Origin of the sequence: Corynebacterium sp. EPI-003-04-2554_SCH2473622 (assembly GCF_001665955.1) — a bacterium.
GTDB lineage: Bacteria > Actinomycetota > Actinomycetes > Mycobacteriales > Mycobacteriaceae > Corynebacterium > Corynebacterium pseudodiphtheriticum.
The window spans coordinates 1-20561 of sequence record NZ_LZMN01000045.1; the positions used below are offsets into that span (position 1 = coordinate 1).

19 protein-coding genes and 1 pseudogene are annotated in these 20561 nt (G+C 54.8%); 11 read left to right on the forward strand and 9 right to left on the reverse strand.

What is annotated here, in order from left to right:
- Positions 1–404 (reverse strand): annotated as a pseudogene (locus tag A5774_RS05305) (acyl-CoA synthetase); the annotation flags it as partial.
- A 264-nt stretch (positions 405–668) separates the two neighbouring features.
- On the opposite strand from A5774_RS05305, the gene A5774_RS05310 reads away from it, so the two are divergent.
- Entirely contained in the window at positions 669–1820 is a 1152-nt protein-coding gene (locus A5774_RS05310; protein WP_197490262.1) for an S-(hydroxymethyl)mycothiol dehydrogenase, read from the forward strand.
- A 3-nt stretch (positions 1821–1823) separates the two neighbouring features.
- Complete coding sequence (locus A5774_RS05315) at positions 1824–2441, forward strand: MBL fold metallo-hydrolase (RefSeq protein WP_021352813.1); 618 nt, start codon at positions 1824–1826, stop codon at positions 2439–2441.
- A 71-nt stretch (positions 2442–2512) separates the two neighbouring features.
- On the opposite strand, the gene A5774_RS05320 is transcribed toward A5774_RS05315, so the two are convergent.
- From A5774_RS05320 to A5774_RS05345, 6 genes are all read right to left on the reverse strand, one after another.
- Positions 2513–3373, reverse strand: a complete 861-nt coding sequence (locus tag A5774_RS05320) for a cytochrome c biogenesis CcdA family protein (RefSeq protein WP_064833711.1) — start codon at positions 3371–3373, stop codon at positions 2513–2515.
- A gap of 17 nt (positions 3374–3390) precedes the next feature.
- Positions 3391–4332: a thioredoxin domain-containing protein gene (locus A5774_RS05325; RefSeq protein WP_064833713.1), complete on the reverse strand. Its 942-nt coding sequence runs from the start codon at positions 4330–4332 to the stop codon at positions 3391–3393.
- 51 nt (positions 4333–4383) lie between these two features.
- Positions 4384–5250 carry a glucose-1-phosphate thymidylyltransferase RfbA gene (gene rfbA / locus A5774_RS05330; protein WP_027017472.1) on the reverse strand — a complete coding sequence of 289 codons (867 nt, stop codon included), beginning with the start codon at positions 5248–5250 and terminating at the stop codon, positions 4384–4386.
- A 6-nt stretch (positions 5251–5256) separates the two neighbouring features.
- Positions 5257–6621 (reverse strand): dTDP-4-dehydrorhamnose reductase, encoded by a 1365-nt coding sequence (gene rfbD / locus A5774_RS05335; protein WP_064833715.1) that lies wholly within the window; start codon positions 6619–6621, stop codon positions 5257–5259.
- 15 nt (positions 6622–6636) lie between these two features.
- Positions 6637–7623 carry a dTDP-glucose 4,6-dehydratase gene (rfbB, locus tag A5774_RS05340; protein ID WP_023018869.1) on the reverse strand — a complete coding sequence of 329 codons (987 nt, stop codon included), beginning with the start codon at positions 7621–7623 and terminating at the stop codon, positions 6637–6639.
- A gap of 233 nt (positions 7624–7856) precedes the next feature.
- A complete protein-coding gene (locus A5774_RS05345) occupies positions 7857–8981 on the reverse strand; it encodes an alpha/beta hydrolase family protein (RefSeq protein WP_021352819.1) in 1125 nt (374 codons plus the stop codon).
- A 791-nt stretch (positions 8982–9772) separates the two neighbouring features.
- On the opposite strand from A5774_RS05345, the gene lpdA reads away from it, so the two are divergent.
- From lpdA to A5774_RS05390, 9 genes are all read left to right on the forward strand, one after another.
- On the forward strand, positions 9773–11200 hold the full coding sequence (gene lpdA, locus A5774_RS05350; protein ID WP_021352821.1) for a dihydrolipoyl dehydrogenase: 1428 nt from the start codon (positions 9773–9775) through the stop codon (positions 11198–11200).
- A gap of 353 nt (positions 11201–11553) precedes the next feature.
- A complete protein-coding gene (locus tag A5774_RS05355) occupies positions 11554–12309 on the forward strand; it encodes a succinate dehydrogenase cytochrome b subunit (RefSeq protein WP_021352822.1) in 756 nt (251 codons plus the stop codon).
- 66 nt (positions 12310–12375) lie between these two features.
- The gene (locus tag A5774_RS05360; RefSeq protein WP_064833717.1) at positions 12376–14385 is read left to right on the forward strand and encodes a fumarate reductase/succinate dehydrogenase flavoprotein subunit; all 2010 of its coding nucleotides are present in this window, start codon (positions 12376–12378) and stop codon (positions 14383–14385) included.
- A complete protein-coding gene (locus tag A5774_RS05365; protein WP_021352824.1) occupies positions 14385–15134 on the forward strand; it encodes a succinate dehydrogenase/fumarate reductase iron-sulfur subunit in 750 nt (249 codons plus the stop codon). Before A5774_RS05360 ends, A5774_RS05365 begins: the two co-directional genes overlap by 1 nt.
- A 138-nt stretch (positions 15135–15272) precedes the next feature.
- Positions 15273–15641 (forward strand): hypothetical protein, encoded by a 369-nt coding sequence (locus A5774_RS05370; RefSeq protein WP_021352825.1) that lies wholly within the window; start codon positions 15273–15275, stop codon positions 15639–15641.
- Positions 15642–15761: 120 nt separating this feature from the next.
- Positions 15762–17150, forward strand: coding sequence for a DUF445 domain-containing protein (locus A5774_RS05375; protein ID WP_231892354.1), 1389 nt, complete (start codon positions 15762–15764; stop codon positions 17148–17150).
- 93 nt (positions 17151–17243) lie between these two features.
- Positions 17244–17681: a hypothetical protein gene (locus A5774_RS05380; protein ID WP_064833718.1), complete on the forward strand. Its 438-nt coding sequence runs from the start codon at positions 17244–17246 to the stop codon at positions 17679–17681.
- Positions 17682–17794: 113 nt separating this feature from the next.
- Positions 17795–18184: a DUF2516 family protein gene (locus A5774_RS05385; RefSeq protein ID WP_023018872.1), complete on the forward strand. Its 390-nt coding sequence runs from the start codon at positions 17795–17797 to the stop codon at positions 18182–18184.
- Between the two features lie 46 nt (positions 18185–18230).
- Entirely contained in the window at positions 18231–19082 is an 852-nt protein-coding gene (locus tag A5774_RS05390; RefSeq protein WP_064833720.1) for a hypothetical protein, read from the forward strand.
- 31 nt (positions 19083–19113) lie between these two features.
- Here the strand turns inward: A5774_RS05390 and A5774_RS05395 are convergent, their stop codons facing one another.
- Both A5774_RS05395 and A5774_RS05400 read right to left on the reverse strand, forming a co-directional pair.
- Positions 19114–20004 (reverse strand): DUF2993 domain-containing protein, encoded by an 891-nt coding sequence (locus A5774_RS05395; protein WP_064833722.1) that lies wholly within the window; start codon positions 20002–20004, stop codon positions 19114–19116.
- A gap of 29 nt (positions 20005–20033) precedes the next feature.
- Complete coding sequence (locus A5774_RS05400; RefSeq protein WP_024272748.1) at positions 20034–20525, reverse strand: DUF2505 domain-containing protein; 492 nt, start codon at positions 20523–20525, stop codon at positions 20034–20036.
- Between the last annotated feature and the right edge of the window lie 36 nt (positions 20526–20561).

The window sequence follows — 20561 nt, forward strand, 5'->3', positions numbered from 1 at the left end:
GAGGAACCGATATTGAGCAAAAATAGCGTCGCGCCCGCGTACCCCTTGGAGATCAATGGGGTGACGATACCGCGACCATTACGGGCCATGATGCCCAAGCGGATCTCCTTGACAGGCAACTGGTGCAGGTACCGAGCGAAATTTTTGCTCTGTGTTTGCAGGTCGCGGTAGCTAAGGGCGCCGTCGTCGTCGATAAGAGCGGTGCGGTCCGGGGACACTAGGGCTGCTTGCTCGATCTCACGGGCGGTGGTTAGCCAATAGCGGGCGAGAATGCCAGGGCTGTGCACAAGCGCGGATATACCCTGTTGTGGTGCGATGATGCCGGACTTCCACAGAGCGGGAACGAGCTTTGCTAGCCCTTTGCCGTTGGTGGCAAGGTATTCCAGCCGGTCGCGCAAAGACACAAAATCACACCTTTAATAATCAGCTTGTCGGGATTAATACATATCCATGGCGCACGCCGAGACGCTGCGAGTACCAGGTGGTTACCGGGGACCCAACTAATGGCCAGGATAATAGTTTCTGCTTGGAAAATTACACTACAACTATCGCCACATTAGCGATAATTCGTTACAGATTTCAGGTCAGAGGGATTCGGTACGACTCCGGGCGGATGTGGTGCATTCACGATTAGTGACGGGACAACAAACGCAGGTAAGATTGTTGGCATGACACATAGTGATGATCTTATAGAAGACCAGAAAAACACCTCTGCTGGTCAATCCCAGCAAACCGTGAAGGGCGTCATCGCGCGTTCGAAAGGTGCGGAAGTCGAGACCGTCGACATTGTCATCCCGGCTCCTGGCGCACATGATGTCGTTGTTGCCGTGAAAACTTGTGGTATCTGCCATACCGATTTGGCTTACCGCGATGGCGACATTGAAGATGCCTACCCATTCCTGTTGGGCCATGAAGCTACTGCAGTCGTCGAATCCGTCGGCAGCGAAGTTTCCCACGTCAAAGTTGGCGACACCGTCGTATTGAACTGGCGCGCTGTGTGCGGCGAATGCCGGGCCTGCAAGAAGGGCCAGCCACGTTACTGCTTCGATACCCACAATGCTTCTAAGCCAATGACGCTTGCCGACGGCACCGAGCTCACCGCAGCGTTGGGCATCGGCGCTTTGGCAGAAAAGACACTGGTACACGAAGGGCAGTGCACCGTGATTGATTCGGAGGCCGACGCGGCTGCTTCTGGCTTGCTGGGCTGCGGCGTTATGGCCGGCCTCGGAGCGGCTGTGAATACCGGTGAAGTTACTCGTGGTGAATCCGTGGCTGTGTTCGGCGTCGGTGGCGTCGGCATGGCAGCTATTGCCGGTGCCAGCTTGGTGGGCGCACGCAAAATCATTGCGGTGGACCTGGATGCGCAGAAGCTCGAGCGTGCCCGCGAAGAATTCGGTGCGACCCATACGGTGGATGCCAGTGGCAAGTCGGAAGAAGAAGTTATCGAAGCAGTCCGTGAGCTCACCGATGGCTTTGGTCCTGATGTCACCATCGACGGTGTCGGTATTCCAGCTACTACCCGACAAGCTTTCTACTCCCGTGATCTTGCCGGACGCATGGTCATGGTGGGTGTTCCTGGGCCAGATGCGAAATTCGAGGTTCCAGCTATTGACTTCTTCTCTCGCGGCGGCGCGTTGAAGCCATCCTGGTACGGCGATTGCCTGCCAGAGCGTGACTTCCCGTTGTACGCTGATTTGGCTAAGCAGGGACGCTTCCCACTGGACAAATTCGTTGACGAACGCATTACCCTGAATGATGTAGAGAAAGCATTCGCAACCATGAAGGCAGGCAAAGTCCTGCGTAGCGTAGTAGAGGTGTAACACATGCGTATTGACCATCTAGTGACTTCTGGAAAGTTCAAACTCGACGGCAATGAATGGGACGTCGACAACAACGTCTTCATCGTCGGCGACCAGGATTGCTGGATCATCGACCCTTCGCATGAATTCGATACCATCGTCGGTGCCGTGGAAAACCGTAACGTCAAAGGCATTATTTTGACGCATGGCCACAGCGATCACGTCGATATTGCCCCCCAGGTCGCGGATCATTTCGGGGTGGAAATGTATATGCACCCAGATGACGAGATGCTGTGGGAAGAAGCTAACGGCGATCGTTCATTCGCCCGTCTTGCCGACGGCGACACCTTCGACGTAGAAGGCAGCACGCTGAAGGTTCTACACACCCCGGGACACTCGCCAGGTTCCTGTGTGTTGTACTGCGAAGATGATGCAAAGATCTTTGCCGGCGATACCCTGTTTTCTGGTGGTCCGGGTGCAACCGACAAGAAGTACTCGGATTTCGGGACCATCATTGAGTCGCTGAAATCCAAGGTATTCACCCTGCCGGACGAAACTAAGGTCTTGCCCGGCCACGGTGATTTCACAACGGTCGGTGAAGAATTCTCGCGCCTCGACGAATACATCGAGCGCGGCTATTAAGCACTCTGAGCGCTGGAAGCACTACGCTCAGCGCTCAGAGTTCTGCGGTTATTGGATGCACAGTCCGATGACTATTGTGAGACGTCAGCAGCTGAAGTTTTTGTGCTGCTGGCGTCTTTATCTTTATCGTCTTTTTTCCGCAGACCCATAATCAGCACAATGATGATCAACGCTACGAGCACGATGATCGCTAATGTGAGGTCAGACAAGTGTGCAAACTGCATGACCCATTCCTGAATACGTGCTTGCGCGTCGGTGCTTAGCGGCCCGCCCCAGGCCGAGGTGCCGTGGCTGAAGATGAACAAGAAGCCGATGGCAATAAATAGCGCACCGGAGATCATGGAAACCAGGTGGGTGGTGAATGGGCCGATTTTGATTGGCTTTGGGCGCATTTTGGTGCCCAAGTCCATCTTTTCCCACAATAAGGCGAGAACGAACAGTGGGATGGCCATGCCGACGGCATACGCTGCCATGATCGCCGCGCCGTACCAGGCTGAGGCGGATACCGCGGCGGTGGTCAGCACAGCGCCCAGCAGAGGTCCGGCGCAGAAACCGGCGAAGCCATAAACTGCGCCTAAGAAAAACACTGCGCCTGGGCCGGAGCCTTTGGCTTTCGACGACAGGTTAGAAAAGGGCAGGCTGAAGCCTCCACCAAAGAAAGTGTAGATGCCGAGCGCAATGATGATGATTCCGCCAATCAGGATGATCGTGGACCGATGATCAACCATGAATGCGCCGATGCTGCCTACACCAGCCCCAATAGGCACCAGAACGGTGATGAGACCAGCCAAAAAGATCAAAGTCTTGAATACCAAATGGCGGAGTGAATCGAAGGCATAAGCGAAAAATGCTGGTAGCAGTAATGCTGAGCACGGGCTGATCAGCGAGAGCACTCCCGCGAGCAAGGCACCAAAAAGACCAACTTCAATCATCTATCAGCCCAACCTTTCTACTTGGATTTAGGGTGAGGCACGGTGCCGTCGGCAACCTTGGCTAGCTGGCGGTAAACCTCATCTTCGAAAACTTCATAGGGCTGTGCGCCAGAAATGAAGCGATCACCAAGAATAAATGCTGGGGTACCGCGCATGCCGATGGACGATGCGTAGTGCAGAGCCTGGCGCACCACATCGCGGTATTCCTCGTTTTCGATTTCTGTGCGGAATTTCTCCAGATCTTCTATGCCAGCCTCTTTGGCAAAACGCACATAGTCAGCAACGTCATAGCCAGGGTGGCCGCCGGTCTGGTTGTCGTAGGTGTTGTTGTAGAGCACATCATGAAATTCATAGAACTTACCCTGGTTACCAGCGGCGCGGCCTGCCTGTGCGCCAGTTTCCGCATGTGGGCCATTAACCGGCAAGTCATTCCATTCGATGCGCAGTAGACCAGTGTCTACGAATTTTTCTTTCAACTTCGGAGCGGTCTCAACCGCGAATCGGGTGCAGAAAGGGCACTCAAAATCGGAAAATTCTGACAGCACCACCGGTGCATCGAGAGCACCCATCGCAAAAGGATCTTCGGCATTACGACGATGCACGTTCAAAATGTCGTCATTCGACGTGATCTCGGCACCAGGGCCGATGACGGTTGGATCCGGGGAATTTGGTCGTGAGAAATCTGTGCCGGGTTCTACCTGTTTGGCGAGCTCGCGGGCTTGTTCTGGGGAGTATTCACCACCCGGCATAGGAGTCGACTGCGAATCCGAATTACCAGACTGTGCGGAGCTTGGAACCTGTGGACCGTGCATCGCATCTTGGCCACCGGCGCTCGTGGATTCATCGCCGCCGGAGCGTACCACGGCGACGACAATGAGCACGGCCAGCGCCACTACCAGGGCGATTAACGTCCAGAGAAGCGCGGGCTTGCGCTGGAAAGCGTTACGTGAAGAGGACATTTCAACCTTCGTCTATCGGGAACTGACAGGCGGGTTGGGCCTGCGAGCACATTAATCTTCCCGGGCTGCGCGCTCTAAATAAGAGCCATAGCCGGACTTGATTAATGGTTGCGCTAAGTCCAACAATTCCCGGGCGCTAATAAATCCCTCTCGGTAGGCAGAAACTTCCGGGGATCCGATGATAACTCCGGTGCGTTTTTGTAAAACCTCCACGTACGCTGCAGCTTCGGACATCGAGTCCACGGTTCCTGTGTCTAACCACACATCTCCGCGTTGCATTCGTTGGACAGATAATTGCCCCCGGTTGAGGTATTCCTCGTTGATCGCTGTGATCTCAAGTTCGCCGCGCGCCGAAGGCTTGATCGATTTGGCGATCTCTACAACTGAGTTGTCGTAAAAATACAAGCCGACCACAGCATAGGGTGACGTTGGGTTGGCCGGTTTTTCTTCGATGGACAGCGCACGGCCTGCTGGAGAGAACTCGACGACGCCGTAACGCTGCGGGTCAGCAACTTCATAGGCGAAAATAATTCCCCCTTGGGGGTCATGGCATTGTGGTAGCGCCCCAGAAAATCCATGACCATCAAAAATATTATCCCCCAGCACCAAAGCAACGTCGTCATCGCCAATGAAGTCTTCGCCGATCAAAAATGCTTGCGCCAGCCCCTCTGGACGCGGTTGAATCTCATAATCCAACAGCAGCCCCCACTGCGAGCCGTCGCCAAGCAAACGCTGAAAAGCAGGCGCATCCTCTGGGGTGGTGATGATCAGAATTTCCCGAATCCCGGCCTGGATTAGCGTGGACAGCGGGTAGTAGACCATCGGCTTGTCGTAGATCGGCATGAGCTGCTTAGAAATCCCCTGCGTAATCGGGTACAGCCGCGTGCCGGAGCCGCCTGCCAGGATGATGCCTTTCATAGCCACCTATGTTGCCAGATACAGCGCGAGGCTGGCGCGCCAATTGCTGGGCTGAAAACCAGTGGCTTTGATTTTGCTTAGGTCCAGGGTAGATTCTGCCGGTCGGGCGGCCTGGTCCTGGCCGTATTCTGCACTGCTAACCGGGGTGACATCAGCAGGGTCGCCACCGCAGCCAATGAAAACGGCCATGGCGATCTCATCCCGCGAAGCCGTGTCGCCATCCGAGCTCAAGTTGTACACGCCATAAGGAGCACCGGTATCTAACAAATGCATGATGCCCCGTGCCAGATCCCGGGCGTCCGTTGGCCGACCGCGCTGGTCACAAACCACCTTGGGCTTCTTTCCGGCACGGGCGAGAGCAGCCATGGTGGCAATGAAATTTCCGCTATCGCCAAAAACCCAAGAGGTACGCACCACGTAATGCCGCGGGGTTGTCTGCGCTGCGGTATCTCCGGCGGCTTTGCTAGCACCATAAGCAGACAGCGGGGAAGCGATTTCATCTTCTCCGTGGATCTCGTGCTGGCCGTCGAAAATATAATCCGAGGACACATGCACCAAAGTCAGGTTGTGCTCGTTAGCGATTGTTGCCAGTTTGGCCGGGGCGGCAGCGTTGACGGCCCAGGCCCCAGCCCGGTCGGTTTCGGCGCCGTTGACGTCGTTATAAGCAGCGGTATTAATGATCGCTTGGTACTGTCGCCAGTCTCGAGCCGGAGGAGCAGTGATGTCGAACTCCGTGCGTGAACAAAACTCCACGTGATTATGGTTCCGCAGGGCGTGGCGCAGCGCCTTTCCTAGTTGCCCGTCGGCACCGGTCACCAGAATCTTCCGGGGTGGCATCGGGGTAGCGTCGGCAAGCTGCGGATGCTGGCGATCTTTGTCGGAGATTTCGCTCGGCTTCAGCGGCCAATCGATCATATCCAGGTTCACGCTGGTGTAGCTGGCCTCGGGGGAATAGTGGTCATTAACCAGGTAAGTGTAACTGGTGGCGTCGTGCAGAGCTTGAAAACCATTCGCGACACCCCGGGGAACAAAGACCGCAGTATCTGGTTCGATGCGCTGCGTGACGGTTGCGCCGTACGTCGGTGAGTCTGCGCGCAGATCACACCAAGCACCAAACACAGCACCGGTGGCTACAGAAACGAGCTTATCCCACGGTTCAGCGTGTAAACCGCGGGTGACACCGGCTTTTTCGTTAAACGAAATATTGTTTTGTACTGGTCCGAAATCAGGTAGCCCCGCGGCGACGAAAGCTTGCCGCTGCCAGTTTTCTTTAAACCACCCGCGGGCATCTTTATGCAGCTCGAGATTAATAATCAGCAGGCCATCGATGCCTGTGGTGTGTACTTGTGCACCACGATGCTCTGGTGTCATTTTCGTTGTCACTGCTTATTGCCCTCGCTTTGCGTAATTGTTTTCCACTGCTTCTTTCGCGTCCTGCCACCACGTGCGGTGACTGCGGTACCAGTCGATCGTGCTCTCCAAGCCCTCCCGCAAATCAGTGTAGTGTGGCCGCCATCCCAGCTCTTCAGTGATTTTTCTGGGGTCGATAGCATAGCGTTGGTCGTGTCCCGGGCGGTCGGCGACGTGTTCGAAGCCTGTGGCGCCATCGCTGCCCATGAGTTCACAAATGAGCTGGATTACCGAGAGATTGTTGGCTTCGCCGTGAGCGCCAATATTGTAAGTCTCGCCAATCTTGCCACGTTCTAGGATTGCGTGCACCGCCCGATTGTGGTCGTCGACATGAATCCAGTCGCGTACTTGTGCACCCGTGCCGTAGAGCTTCGGCGTGCGGCCAGACAGAATATTGGTAATTTGCCGAGGGATGAATTTCTCTATGTGCTGGTAAGCGCCATAGTTATTGGAGCAGTTCGAGATTGTTGCGCGGATGCCGAAGGAACGCACCCAAGCACGGACCAGGTGGTCGGAACCGGCTTTGGTTGCAGAATAAGGGCTGGAAGGCCGGTATGCGGTGGACTCGGTGAATTGCTCGCCGGAATCGAGTGCGAGATCACCGAAAACCTCGTCGGTAGAGATGTGGTGAAAACGCTTATCGTACTTCCGCACCGCCTCGAGCAGGCAATACGTGCCGACGATGTTGGTCTGCACGAACGGTGATGGGTCGCGCAGAGAATTGTCATTGTGGGATTCGGCGGCAAAATGTACCACGGTGTCCGCACGTTGCACTAGCTTGTCGACGAGCCCCGCATCAGCGATATCGCCAACTACAAGTTCGCAGTCAATTCCATTCAGGTTGGCGCGGTTGCCGGAATAAGTCAGTTTATCCAGCACGATTACGTGGATTTCGGGATACAGTTTGCGGGTTAGGCGCACGAAATTGGTGCCGATGAACCCGGCTCCGCCGGTGACAAGCATGGTGGACATGCCACTAGTTTAAGGCAGGTCCGATAGCTGGCAAGGGATAGTAGAAAGTTCGGCAAGGCCTGGCAGGACCTGGCATGGCGGGGCCTTGCCGAGCATGGCATGACAAAAAATCACTAGCCGTGCAATACACAAAGACCACAATCACCGGGTGCCTGGCGATTGTGGTCTGCTGAATCAGCGATGCTATTTGATGCTGTTCCTAGCGCTGGTTCTGGTCTTATTGCTTATTGCTCGATGCCGAATGCGTTTGCAAAGGTTGGCCAGGAGGTGCGCAGGTCATCCTGCCAGTAGGACCAAGTATGGGTGCCAACTGCTGGCTTGTGGTGATGCACCGGAATGCCCAAGTGGTTCAGCTTGGCCACGAAGCGGTGGGTGCAGGCGTTGGTGACAGCTTCGATACCGCCGCCGGCGATAGCGAGGTTGGCCTGGTTGGCCGACAGAGCTTGTTCTGGGATGCCCTGTGCGCGCAGACCTTCTGCAGTCTCGCGTTCACCAATCAAACCGGTGGCGTTAGAAACGTAGATCGCGGTGCCACGCAGGAACTCAGCCTGTAGCAGGGCGTCGTTTTCCAGTGCGCGTTGTGAACCCATTGGGCCCCAGACCTGATCTGGGTGTGCGCCGCCGCGGTTGACGGTCAGCCCAACAGAAGCACGTCCAATAGGGGAGTTGGTTTCAGCACAACCCGAGAACGAGCCGGTGGCGTCGAACATGCCTGGGTTGTGAGCGGCCAGCAAAAGCGAGCTGGTGGCAGACATCGACATGCCAGCAATGCCACGCTTACCGTTTGCGCCCAAGTAATTCTCGATTGGTCCAGGAAGCTCGTTGATCAGGAAGGTCTCCCACTTCTGTGGGCCTTGCAGGTATTTGCTACCGGTAGGGGTTTCGTTCCAGTCTGTGTAGTAAGAAAACGCACCGCGCATAGGAATGACGACGTTGATGTTCTTTTCCAGGTAGAAATCAACCACATCGGTTTGTGCGATCCAGTTGGCGGACTGCTCGCCACCACCGGCACCATTAAGCAGGTACAGGGTTGGGCGTGGGCCAGCTGATTCATCAGCCTTGATTGTTACGACCGGGATCTTCCGGTCCATGGAAGGCGAGTAGACCGTGACTTCCTGTACGCGGTTGCCCTTCTCCGCAATGACTTGACGCCAAGATTCGTCGTCGAATTCTGCTGGCAGGATTTCCTCGCTGACAGTGCCAGCCGGAATGGTGTTCTCGGCGGCTGGTTGCTGAACAGCACCTTGGGCGATGCCAGCTTGTGGGGCCGGTTGGGCAATGCCAGATACCGGGGTCAGCGCCAATGTGCTGATTGCAGCGGCGGCAACGGCGACGTTGCGAAGTTTCATGCGTGATCCTTACACAGTGTGAAGACTTAAACGGTGAAGACTTAAACGTGGAAACGTAAAACTCAATAACAGTTGGATAGTAGCTTAGCGTATGGCGAGTATTAGGGACATGTCTTCCGCTAATCGCGTGCGCTATTGAATATGTCGTCCTAAGCGGGCTCTTTGTTACTTCGGTGTTTTGTTACTGAACTGTTCTGGTACTGCACTGTTTTATTACTCCGCTGTTAAGATTTTGTCAGACAAAAGGGCATGACCAAAAAACGTTTCGAGCAAAAATCTTGCAGTTGGGGTGGGCCTGGAATAGGCTAAATTCTGCTTCACCCAGAGGGTGCCGTTTTCTGAACTTCTGCAGACTTTCGTATTTTCCCGGCAGCTCCGTAGAAAATTAGTTCCGTAGCCAACGCGGGCATGACGTTGCCGATGGTGCACAGGATGCAGAAAATTCTTAGACCTGAATCAGACCTGACCCAGACCTGAAAGAGTATTGACAATGCAGCTAGATAACCTGATCGTGATGTCCAACAACTTCTTCGGCCCAGCTATCCACGAGTTCTTTGCTGGTTTTGCAAAATTGAGTGCAGTACTACATCTGATCTAGTTTTTGCAGCTCGCCGTCAGCGGATTCTGGTTGTTGCAGCAACGACGCGGATTAACAACCGCCAAGATTAGCAACGACCACTATTAGCGAGGGCGAAGACTTACGGCGAACGTAATTAGGCACCTGCGGTAGCTCCGGTAGACTCTCGGAATTTCTTCCCGCGGGTGCTTTCACATGTCTGCAGGGATTACGTATGCTGGAGACCGTGACTAAAGAACATTATGATCTCGTTGTACTCGGCGCCGGACCAGGTGGATACGTTGCCGCCATCCGCGCTGCCCAGCTAGGCAAGAAAGTTGCTGTCGTCGAAAAGCAATACTGGGGCGGAGTCTGCCTCAATGTTGGTTGTATCCCTTCGAAGGCGCTGCTGAAAAACGCTGAGGTTGCCCACACTTTCAACCATGAGGCCAAAGACTTCGGCATCTCCGGTGACGTTTCTTTCGACTTCCCGACTGCGCACAAGCGTTCGCGCAAAGTCTCGAAAAAGATCGTCGGTGGCATCCACTATTTGATGAAGAAAAACAAGATTCAGGAAATCAATGGCCTGGGTCATTTCAAAGATGCCAAGACCATCGAAGTGAAAGAAGGCGACGACGAGGGTAAAACCCTGACCTTCGACGACTGCATCATCGCGACTGGTTCCGTCGTTAAGACTCTTCCTGGCATTGAGCTGGGTGGAAATATTGTCTCTTATGAAGAGCAAATCCTGGATGAAAATGCGCCAGAATCCATCGTAATTGTGGGTGCTGGTGCCATCGGCATGGAATTTGCTTATGTTTTGGCAAACTACGGCGTGGACGTCACCGTCGTTGAATTTATGGACCGGGTACTTCCAAACGAAGATGCGGATGTATCCAAGGAGATTGCTAAACAGTACAAGAAGCTTGGCGTGAAGCTGCTGACCAGCTATAAGACCACCTCTGTGAAAGACAACGGCGATAACGTCACCGTTGAGGTGGAGTCTAAGGATGGCAAGAAGCAAGACACGCTGACCGTTGATCGCTGCCTGGTTGCGGTTGGTTTTGCCCCACGGGTGGAGGGCTATGGCCTGGAAAACACCGGTGTGGAACTGACCGAGCGAGGCGCTATTGCAATCGACGAGCGTATGCGTACCAACGTGGACGGTATTTACGCCATTGGCGATGTTACTGCGAAGCTGCAGTTGGCTCACGTTGCTGAAGCGCAGGGTGTAGTTGCTGCCGAGACCATCGGCGGAGTGGAAACCCAGGAATTGGGCGATTACCAGATGATGCCACGTGCAACTTTCTGTAACCCACAGGTCGCTTCCTTTGGTTACACCGAAGAAGCGGCGAAGGAGAAGTGGCCGGATCGCGACATTAAGGTTGCCACCTTCCCGTTCTCTGCAAACGGTAAAGCGCTTGGTCTAAATGAGTCTGCAGGTTTCACTAAGCTCATCGCTGACGGCGAATTTGGCGAGCTTCTCGGCGCCCACTTGGTTGGTTCCAATGTTTCCGAGCTACTGCCGCAATTGACTCTTGCGCAGCGCTTCGACCTGACCGCGGGCGAAATTGCGCGCAACGTGCACACGCACCCAACGTTGTCCGAGGGTATGAAAGAAACCGCGCACGGCGTTGCTGATGGCCACATGATTAACCTCTAGAGCCTGTCGCTTAAAGAAAGTTTTACGGCCGCTCTACCGTTTTTGTTGACGGTAGGGTGGTCGTTTTCTTATGGGGTACTGTCCGAAAGTTTGACGCAGTATGGGTGAATGCTGGCTAGCTAAAAAATTGCTGTGCGTAAAGTCACATATCTTGCGGTTGAGTGATGGGCTCAGGTTGGCTTGCAGCTAAGGGTCGTGGCAGTAGCGATATTGTTGTTGTCGTTTAAGCCAAGCCTCACATAAAGCACCCCCGAAAACGTGACCGAAGTAGGCTAAAAACGCACCCAGCACGGTATTTTGGTTCGCGTCAACACCCCCGATCACCGTATGGTTAAAGCGACAATGGAGGTGCCATGACAATAAAGAATCCTGATCGTGAGGCAATCGCTCACGGAAAAATCTCGAACGAAAAAATTCGTGAATCGCCAGCAGTGCCAACTTGGGCCATCAAGCTGATTATGGCGATCACTGGCCTGTTGTTTGTGCTGTTCACGCTCGGACATATGGCTGGAAACTTGAAGCTCTACGCTCCAGCACATGATGGTGTACCGGCGCTAGATGAATACGGTGAGTTCCTTCGTAGCCTTGGTTCGCCATTGCTGCCGGAAGAAGCTTTCCTGTGGGGCTTCCGTCTCGTCTTGTTGGCTGCGCTGATTCTGCACGTTTGGGGTGCGTTTGCCCTGATCAGCCGCGCAAAGCAATCCCGCGGTAAGTTCAACCGCACCAACCTGATGGGCGGCGTAGATTCCTTCGCTACCCGCACCATGCTGGTTACTGGCCTGTTCCTTCTGCTGTTCGTCTGCTTCCACTTGCTGGACCTGACTTTGGGAGTTGCACCAGCGGCGACCGAACAGTTCGTGCACGGTGAAGTTCACGCCAACATGGTGGCTACCTTCAGCCGTTGGCCAGTCACCATCTTCTACGTGGTTGCCATGTGCTTGCTGTTCCTGCACATGTCTCACGGTATTCGCTTGGCCGTCTCGGACTTGGGCATCACTGGCCATAAGTGGCGTCAGACTTTCGTCGTGATTGCTTATGTCATCCCAGCAGTGGTTGTCATCGGCAACATCGTCATGCCTTTGTCCGTCCTGTTTGGTTGGGTGAGCTAGAACCTCACCAAGCGCTGACATAGTTCACGCGCCGCTAAAGTTCTAGCCAGATCGGAAAGATAGATTATGAGCAACACAGATACTTCGACTCGTAAAGAGTTCCGCCAGCCAGACTCTATTGTCGATGGGGTCACTCCGGGCGACATCCTGGAAAACGCGGAACCAAAAGGTGTTCCCATGCGGGACATGTGGAATTACCACAAAGACCACATGAACTTGGTTTCTCCACTGAACCGCCGCAAATTCACAGTCATCATCGTCGGCACCGGCCTATCCGGTGGTGCAGCTGCCGCAGCTCTCGGTGAGCTGGGCTATGACGTGAAGGTTTTCTCTTACCACGATTCACCTCGTCGTGCGCACTCCATTGCAGCACAGGGTGGTGTGAACTCTGCTCGTGGTAAGAAGGTCGATAATGACTCCGCTTACCGGCACGTGAAAGACACGGTTAAGGGCGGCGACTACCGTTGCCGTGAATCTGACTGTTGGCGCTTGGCGCTGGAGTCCGGTCGCGTTATCGACCACATGAACGCCATCGGTGCACCGTTTGCCCGTGAATATGGCGGAACCCTGGCCACCCGTTCCTTCGGTGGTGTGCAGGTTTCCCGAACCTACTACACCCGTGGACAAACTGGTCAGCAGCTGCAGCTGTCGACCACCTCGGCTCTGTACCGGCAGATCGGCCTGGGCAACGTAGAAATGTTTGCACACCATGACATGCAGGACATCATCGTCCGCGAAGTTGATGGTGTGAAACACTGCGATGGCATCGTCACCCGCAACCTGATTGACGGTGAGATTAAGGCCTTTACCGGTCACGCGACCGTCATCGCAACCGGTGGTTACGGCAACGTCTACCACATGTCGACGCTGGCTAAGAACTCAAACGCAGGCGCCATGATGCGTGCGTATGAGCGTGGCGCTTACTTGGCATCACCTGCTTATATTCAATTCCACCCAACTGGCCTGCCGGTCAACTCCACCTGGCAGTCGAAGACGACACTGATGTCGGAATCGTTGCGTAACGACGGTCGTATTTGGTCGCCAAAGAAAGAAGGCGACGACCGCGACCCGAACTCTATTCCAGAGGATGAGCGCGACTACTTCTTGGAGCGTCGTTACCCAGCCTTCGGCAACTTGGTTCCGCGTGACGTGGCTTCCCGTGCACTGTCGCAGCAGATCAACGCCGGCCTAGGCGTAGGTCCTATGCAGAACTCCTGCTACCTGGATTTCCGCGATGCTATTGAGCGTCTGGGTAAGGAAACCGTGCGTTCGCGCTACTCCAACCTCTTCCAGATGTACGAAGAGTCGATTGGTGAGGACCCATACGAGACTCCGATGCGCATTGCACCGACTTGCCACTTCACCATGGGCGGTTTGTGGACCGACTTCAATGAAATGACTTCGATCGACGGGTTGTTCGCTGCCGGTGAGGCTTCGTGGACCTACCACGGTGCTAACCGTCTGGGAGCGAACTCGCTGTTGTCGGCATCGGTTGACGGCTGGTTTACCTTGCCGTTCACGATTCCGAACTATTTGGCTGAGCACCTTGGCGAAGAGAAGCTGGCAGAAGACTCTGCAGAGGCGCAGGAAGTCGTCGAAGAGGTCAAGGATCGCCTAAACCGCTTGATGAATATTCAAGGCGAAGATCCACACGGTGCGGAGCACTATCACCGCCAGCTCGGCGAGGTTCTGTACTGGGGTTGTGGTGTTTCGCGTAACGTCGACGACCTCAAGACCTCCATCGAAAAGATCCGTGAAATCCGTCGTGATTTCTGGGCGAATGTTCGCGTAACCGGCCAGTTGCATGATATGAACCAGGATCTCGAATACGCGCAGCGTGTAGCCGACTACCTTGACCTCGGTGAGCTGATGTGTGTCGACGCACTGGATCGCAACGAGTCCGCTGGAGCTCACTACCGCGACGACCACCTTTCCGAAGACGGTGAGGCAGAGCGTGACGACGAAAACTGGTGTTTCGTATCCGCATGGCAACCAAATGGCCCGGAGAAGTTCATCCGCCACGCTGACCCGCTGTACTTCGACTCGATCCCGCTGATGACAAGGAACTACAAGTAATGAAATTGACACTTGAAGTCTGGCGTCAGGCCGGACCTACGCAAGAAGGCAGCTTCGAGACCGTCCAGGTTGACGACGCCGTCGAGCAGATGTCCATCCTGGAGCTGTTGGACCACGTCAACACCGGACGTATCGAAGACAACAAAGAACCATTTGCGTTCGCATCGGACTGCCGTGAAGGTATCTGTGGAACCTGTGGTTTGCTAATCAACGGTCGCCCACACGGGCCAGGCCAGAACACCCCGGCATGCCAGCAGCGTTTGTTCCAATTCAATGACGGCGACACCTTGCGCTTGGAGCCGCTTCGCTCCGCAGCCTTCCCCGTCATCAAGGACATGGTTGTAGACCGTTCCGCTCTGGACGACATCATGCACCAGGGTGGCTACGTTTCCATGGATGCCGGTACCGCACCAGATGCCGATACCTTGCTGCAAAACTCCCAGGATAACGAATTGGCACTGGATCATGCAGCCTGCATCGGCTGCGGTGCTTGTGTGGCCGCTTGCCCGAATGGTGCTGCACACTTGTTCACTGGCGCCAAGCTGGTGCACCTGTCAATGTCGCCACTCGGAGCTAAGGAACGTGGTAAGCGCGCCCGTAACATGGTGGACGAGCTGGAGCGGAACTTCGGTGGTTGTTCGCTATACGGCGAATGTGCCGATGTTTGCCCAGCGGGCATCCCGCTGACCGCGGTTTCCGCAGTTACCCGTGAGCGTGCCCGTGCGGCGTTCCGCTCGAAGGACGACTAACACGAATTAAAAGTGCCGACGCAGCGTGTTATGCGCAGCTATTTTGCTTGTGCACACACGGTTCGGCACCACTTTTGCTGGCAGCAAATCTAGACTAGAGTTGTCACTAGTGATACAGAAGAAAGGCTTTGGCACCCCATGAGCACCAATGAACAAGTAGCGGACTTCGCTGCGGAGACCTACCCAAGCTATTCGCAGGAACTGCACCACAGCTACATCGAGGGCTACAACCCAGTTTCCTTGGGCGCGCCGCACTCTTCGCTGTTGCGTAATTCGACTTGGATTGGCATGGGCCTTCTTCTCGGCTTCTTCCCGTTCGCTGGCACCCTGATTTGGGGTATCAGCACGGGTATTTGGGATGCCGGTACCGCAGCTAATTACTCCACTATTTTGACCATCATTGGCGCCATTGGTGTTGTTGTTACTTTGGTCGGTGGTTTTGGTTCGATCCACTTTGGTCGCCGGTATTACCGTCAATATGTGAAGGAAACCGGCCGCACCTCCTAACGCGCCTTTCCTGCCAGCCTCGCCCCGCACCTGCTAGATGCCTACCGCGTCTAGGCAGGGCGGGGCTTTTCGTAGTTCGAGACAACGCCCTCAAGAATCCGAGCGGAGACCACGCAGAATATGAATCCCCCGAAACACAGCATCGCCGCTAAACGCACGGCCGCGAAAAGCACTGCCGCGGAAAGCACTGCTGGCAAAAACGCTTTTGCAAACAGCTCTTCGGTAAACCACGCAGCTGCTAACAATGCTGCACCCACAGACCAGCAACGTGCTCTTGAACTACGCAAGCACAAGATATTCGTTACCAGCCTATTGGTGCTGGCTGCTGCGATATTTCTGGGCTGTTCCTGGTGGCAAAGCCAGCCGGGTGATACCCCAGGGTGGGTTGGTTATGTGCGCGCCGCCGCAGAAGCCGGCATGGTCGGTGGCTTGGCGGACTGGTTTGCAGTGACCGCTTTGTTCCGGCACCCGATGGGCCTACCGATCCCGCACACGGCATTGATTCGCAAAAAGAAGGACCAGTTAGGTGATTCGCTGTCGCAATTTGTTGGCGATAATTTTCTCAATGCTGAATTAATCACTTCCAAGGTGCGTGCAGCCAAATTGCCGGAATGGTTGGGGGCGTGGCTAAGCGAACGCGAAAACGCTGAGAAAGTCTCCCGGGAAGTGGGCAAGCTGACCACGAATATTGTGCGAGCCATCGACGCGCAAGAGGCCGAAGAACTTATCCAGCGGCACTTGATCGATAAGGCTGCCGAGCCGATATGGGGCCCGCCACTAGGACGTACGCTCGACGCCTTGATCGATGAAGGCAAGTTAGAACCAGTTGTTGACGAAGTTGTGACCTGGGCGAAGAGCAAGATTGACGATTCGGAGGAGTCGATTGTCACCTTGATCAACGATCGCATGCCGACTTGGGCTCCGCGTTTTGCTCGGCAATTGGTGGGAGAGAAAGTTTTCCGCGAGATGGCGTCGTTTATCAGGGAAGTGGAGGCCGACCCGCAACATCCTGCACGGAAATCCATTCGCAAAGGGCTACGCCAACTGTCGTATGATCTACAGTTTGATGCCACGATGATTAGCCGGGTAGAAGAATGGAAGGCAGAGATCCGCGGTTCACGCGCGGTGAAGGCGTTACCGGAAATGTTGTGGGATAAGGCTTCAACAGGTTTGCTGAGCGCTGCCGAAGATCAAGAGTCTACGCTGCGCCAGAAGATCGTGGAACTGTGCGTGCGCTGGGGAGAAAATATCCGTGCCGATGCTGAACTGCGTGGTTCGTTGGACCGGAGAATCAACTCTGCAGTGGAATTTTTGGCGAATAACTATTCTTCGGAAGTCACAGGACTCATTTCTGAGACAATCGCGCGCTGGGATGCTGATGAAGCCAGCGAGAAAATTGAGCTTATGGTGGGTAAAGATCTGCAGTTTATTCGGCTTAACGGCACCGTTGTTGGTGCGCTGGCTGGCTTGGTTATCTACACTGTCAATCAGTTACTGTTTGGCGCTTAAACAAAAAACACAACCGGGGTGAGCGCCCACCATGTCAACCCCACCATGTCAACCCGCTAGGCACGACCCCCAGAGGACAGATGGAGTATCACTATGACTGATAAGCGCAAGCGATTTTCGGCGGACGACATTGTTGATTTGCTCAAGCAGACTGGTTCCTCTTTGCGTTCTGTAGCTGGCGAATTTGCGGAAAATGCCGCTCAGAATTATCACGATCGTGATGCCATTGGCACAGCGAAAAACGCAGCGCGCCAAACCGCGCAGGATTTCCGCGGCATTGATAGTTTCGACGATTTGAAAGAAACCGGTTCGAAGCTGTGGAAGCGTGGTAAATACTTGGGCAGCGAATTCGGTTCTGAGTTACGCGATGCCGTCGCGAAAACCCGGGATAGTGAAGCAGTAAGCGAGGCCAAAGCAAGACTGCGCAAGTTTCCTAGGCGGGGGAAAGATGCTGATGCTGCCGCGAAAAACAGGCAGCCACATATTATTGAGGGCGAAGTTGTTGATATCGACGGCCACAAGCCGGACTAAACCGGCTCCCCGGCGCCGGCTGATGGCGCCCGCCAGTATCTCGCGCGAATGCGCGTGCGTGTGATAATTTTCGCTAGTTAGACTAATCGTATTCCGAGGGACCCCGACACCACATGATTGTTGACGTATTATCGCAAGCCAATTTCGCTGCTGAACAGACCCAGCACTTGGCACAACTGCCACCTAGTGGGCCTTCGTTAGAGCCTTGGCAGTCTAATCTCTTGTACGGCTTGTTTTGGCTGCAACAGGGGCTTTATTCTCTGGTGGCCATTGCCGGTTTGGCTGGCGCTATTTCGGCGGCTATGACCCGTGACGACGCCTTTGATGCGGATTCCCGCCAATCAAAGATGGTGTGGGTTGCGATGTTGGCTGCCTCCGCATTTATCGTGCCGATGCCGATTCCGATTTTGCCGTGGGTCGGCATGGTGGTTATCGGTATTTACTGGTTTGACGTTCGCCCTTCGCTCAAAGCCTTGATCAACGGCGAATATCGCTGGGATTAGGCCTGTGCGCTTCGCCCTATAGCAGCAGATGATGTGGAACTAAAAGATGGAAGAAAACTGGTTACATCAGTTTCTTGCGTGGGATTTTCGCGCCCCGCACGTCGGCTTAGCTGAAGTGCGCAATGGTGTGGCCGCCGCTATTGCTGCAGGGGTTGGGGCGGTTGTTGTGAGCCCGAATCACGTAGCGACAGCAGCAAAAACGCTGGACAGATACGTGCGGCAACACGGTGGAGATCATTACGACGACGATGCGGATGAATCCTCCGTGTTAACGATCATCACGGCAGTTGGTTTCCCGACGGGGCGCCACCATATTTTGGTAAAAGCATCTGAGGCGCGGCTGGCGGTTTCGCAAGGAGCGCATCGTGTCTGGGCTTGTGTAGACACGAGTAATACTGACGCTAATGCCCTTCTCAGCGACATGATTAGCCTTCGGGAAGCCGTACCCGCCCCGGCACAACTCGGCGTGGTGGTGCCGGATTATTCCGCGCCAGAGCAGCAGTCTGCATCAGCAGCGGGACAGCAGTCGGGGCAGCTGTTAGAGCAGCTGGCAGGGGAGGAAACGTGGACGCCGGAAACCCGGCGTGGCGAATTGGTATCTACTTGTGATTTCGCGAAGGTAGACCAACTCGTAGTAACTTCCCAAACGAAGTACCCGGCATCGTGGGCAACGGCGCAGCAGTTGCCTGATCGCATTCCAATAGTTTTGGACATGGGAGCGGGTACAAAACTAGCTGAATCCCCGGCTGCTGATTCTTCATTAGTGGAGTGGCTGGTTGCGGAATCCGCGGACCTTGCAGCCAACAAAAAGGCCTTGGAAAAAACAGAAACCGCCAAGCAAATCTTGGCGGTAATTCCTGTACCCGTTGGCGCTACTCGTAAAAATAAAAACTCTTAGCTAGCCAAAGCTAGGTTAACAGTGCATCTACCTAACTTTTACGGACTGGTGCCGTCGAATTTGCTCCGGCACCCTGTTCAGCGTCCTTGCCCGAACCACCAGGATTGGCCCCCGGCGTTGCGTTAAGCTCTTTGCTCATATCCGAAGGATTCACGTTGCGACCCTCCAAGGTGATTACCAAACCGTGGTCATTGAATTCAATTGCAGTGATATCCAACTGCCCACCGGTAGCCTCGCGCAGGTTTTGGTTCAAGGAATTCGCGATACCGTCAGCGGTGCCCTCCGGGAGTGAAAAGCCCAGGATTTTTGCTTCAGAGGCATCGAAAGAAACATTTCCGTTATCCCCCACCAGTGGGCGCAGCGTCAGATTCGCAGCACCGGACAGAAACTTCACGGTGATGGTACCGGCTTCGTGATCCGTTGAGATGTCTGAGACCACGAGCTCACCCAAAAATGCGGCGCCACCGAGTTGTTCCCGCAGTCCCTCTTGGATGGTGTGAGTGAGGTACTCGTCGGGAAGCTCCGAGCGGGTGCGCAGGAATTCTGCTTCCCCAGATTCAAGCGCCATGGATTCCATGTGCACGTGTGAGGCGGGCATACCTTTGTAGTTACCCTCGGCATCCTGCTGCAGCGTGGATGGGGTATCGATGTTGACTTCGCTGAGCTTTCCACCGACCAGGCCGAACAACACTGGGCTGGAACCGAAGGAGACTTCTGGGTCTTCGGTCATCTCAATGCCTTGGGCCTCAATGTCTTCACGGAAGCTCGCGCGCAGTTGTTGACCAATGAAATAACGCGCGCCAAATTCCGCCAACAACACCAGGATCAGTACCGCCACCAAGACGGCGACGATGATTTTCCAGGCAGTTGCGGCGGATGATTGTGCTTTAGAGCTGACTGGGGCTTGAGAGCTAGAAGGCATAGGCACAGTCTAGCGTGAGATGGCCAGGATTAGAGGTTTTCGTTAATCCACTTTTCGGTCAGCTGGCCTTCGTTGTCGAAGAGCTCTTCTAGTGCTTCGCCAACCTTTGGCTCGATAGCGGCACCCATCATTGGGATGTTGACGGAAACGTCGTTGGTGTAGCTCAGGGTGGTGGTTTCACCTTGGCCTGTCAGCTGAACGGTGCCTTTGAAATCAACCGGGGTGCCCTTGACATCGGCGTTGTAGGAAAGCTCCGCTTTGTCGTCGGCAAGCGCGCCAACTTTGACGGTGCGCTTAACCTTCAGTGACTGCGAGACCATTGCGCGCACGGCCTCTGGCAGGATGGTGACGGGAAGCAGCTCGAACAGGGTGGCTTCGTTGTTGGAGAACTCGTTGAGCTCGCCTGGTTCTGGCGAAAGGTTTTCGGCGATATAAGCCCAGTACTTCTCGTTGGTCAACGCCTGGTGGACTTTTTCGGCGGAGTGATTGATGGTCACTGTGTTTTCGCTACGGGTAGACATGCCCTACAGACTACCCTGTGATAGTGATGAATGATT